The organism is Glaciecola sp. MF2-115, from assembly GCF_047250385.1.
Classification (GTDB): Bacteria; Pseudomonadota; Gammaproteobacteria; order Enterobacterales; family Alteromonadaceae; genus Glaciecola.
Genome location: NZ_JBLBVM010000014.1, coordinates 1 through 2,256, shown reverse-complemented (window position 1 = coordinate 2,256; position 2,256 = coordinate 1). Strand labels below are relative to the sequence as shown.

The 2,256-nt window shown below is 39.9% G+C and carries 2 protein-coding genes; both read right to left on the bottom strand.

The window, feature by feature from the left end:
- Positions 1-472: 472 nt before the first annotated feature.
- The gene (locus tag ACKLNX_RS00090) at positions 473-646 is read right to left on the bottom strand and encodes a hypothetical protein (RefSeq protein WP_412970771.1); all 174 of its coding nucleotides are present in this window, start codon (positions 644-646) and stop codon (positions 473-475) included.
- 359 nt (positions 647-1,005) lie between these two features.
- The gene (locus ACKLNX_RS00085; protein ID WP_412970770.1) at positions 1,006-1,434 is read right to left on the bottom strand and encodes a hypothetical protein; all 429 of its coding nucleotides are present in this window, start codon (positions 1,432-1,434) and stop codon (positions 1,006-1,008) included.
- Positions 1,435-2,256 lie beyond the last annotated feature (822 nt).

Below are 2,256 nucleotides of genomic sequence, written 5' to 3'. Positions count from 1 at the left end.
TTGAGCGTAGCGAAATGCGCCCGTAAAGTTGTCCCAGCGACCGAAGGGAGTGAACTGATGCGTTTGTTATAACTGGTTGGATTAATGCAATTTTGAATTAACAAACCTCACTCCTTTGATGTTGTTATTTGATACGTTGTTTGAAGTTAAACATTACCCAACTTTGACTGAAACAACAAGTGAATTATCCTGGCGAAGACCAAACAGCAGATGCGCGCGCACCCGAAAATAGCTTTTTAAAAACACCTGCCTTGTCCTCTTGAAAGAACGAGCGTGCGCTTAACTTTCGCGACGGCAACAAAGGTCATTTAGCGGAAACCAAACAACAAATGCTCGCGAACATGGAAACAGTTATCCACCTTGAGATGTGCTTTCTGTTTTAGCGATAGAGCCAGCTTTAAAGTCAATGGGGCAGCACGAATAAACATCACACGCTCGCGAACCCGAGGGGACTATCTAACAAGCAATACTATTACGTGCTACTTCGTTTCTTTTTACGATTAAATAGCTTTAACCAAAACGCGGCCTCAAAAAGAAAGCCTAAAATGATAAAAATAAACATGCCTGTTGAGTTTCCGTAACTATAGAAACTAATAGCAATAAAAATTAATGCCAAAAGAATTAACCATTTCGTGATTGTATTCATGCACCTTCCTTGTTTAATTGACTTAGTTGCTCGCGTTACACATAACACCCCGCATAGAGGGCAAGTTTATGGGTGCAGTTCTTGAGCGAAGCGAAATGCGCCCGTAAACTTGTCCCAGCGACCGAAGGGAGTGAACTGATGCGTTTGTTAGATTTGGTTGATTTAACTCGATTGTGATTAAACATTAAATGCCTCCTTGCGTTAACCATTTAGGTAAAAATATACTCGTTTAACGTTTATACAGCAACTGATGTTGACTAGCGGAAACCAAACAGCGAATGCTCGCGCACCCGAAAATCACTAGTTAAAAACAGTTGGGAGTAACTCTTGAAAGAACGAGCTTTAGCTATAGTCGTTCATTATATTGCTTGTTCGCAATACTGATCTTTGTAAAACGTAAGTCTACCGTTGAAAACTGATTGAAATCTATTTTTCAGTTTTTTTGATAAATTCTCTGCTACTTTATAGTCTTTATTTCCAAAATCATATGTTGAAGCAGAATAGCAATAAACGTTTAGAAAATTTTGAACTGCTAGCTGATAGTCCTGGGAGTTTTCATATATTGCATGAACAAGCACCTTCATTTTTTCTGGAAGCATTCTTTCTCCACCTTCCTGAATTTTTACCATTGAATTGTCCTTAGCGAATGAATCGAGGGCACTAATAAGTTCAGCCTTTTCTATGTCTGAAACAGAAAAATACATTGTCCCATAAGCCTCATGGGATATTCGATAACATGAAGATAAACCAACAATCGACAAAAAAAATAACGATTTCAAAATTTTCATTAACAACCTAACACCCCGCATAGAGGGCAAGTTTATGGGTGCAGCTCTTGAGCAACGCGAAATGCGCCCGTAAGCTTGTCCCAGCGACCGAAGGGAGTGAACTGATGCGTTTGTTATGTGGTTTGATGTTATTGCGGTCTTGATAAAACAATCCATGTCTCCTTACGTTAACCATTTAGGTAAAACAATAGTCGTTTGACGTTGATACAGCAACTGATGGTTAGTAGCGTGGACCAAACAACGAATGCTCGCGCACCCGAAATAAACTCATTAAAAACAGATGAGAGTAACTCTTGAAAGAACGAGCTTATACCAAGTCCTTTGTTAGTCGCTGTCATTATTTTTACCAAGTCCGTCTGCTCTTTTTTTCGCCCTAAAGGGTCCATACCTGCTATATTCCGCTTCTTTATCTAAGACGAACCAGATGTTTGGCTGTGTTTTTCTTAGCTCCGCTTGCCTCGCTAAATAATCACCAATTGTAGAGTCTACTCCAACAGCAATGTTTGAACATAGAACAGCTAATAACAAAGCTACGATATAAGATACCCATAAGCTCAACACTATATAAAGACACAGAAAAACTGCTAAAAACAAACATAACTTGAGTGGGAGTGATGGCTTTAAACAGTAATAAACTTTCTTAGCTTCCAAGTCTTCGCTCACTATGCTGTCGTAGAAACATAACACCCCGCATAGAGGGCAAGTTTATGGGTGCAGCTCTTGAGCGTAGCGAAATGCGCCCGTAAAGTTGTCCCAGCGACCGAAGGGAGTGAACTGATGCGATTGTTAGGTAGCCGGAATTTATTACGATTTTGACCAAAC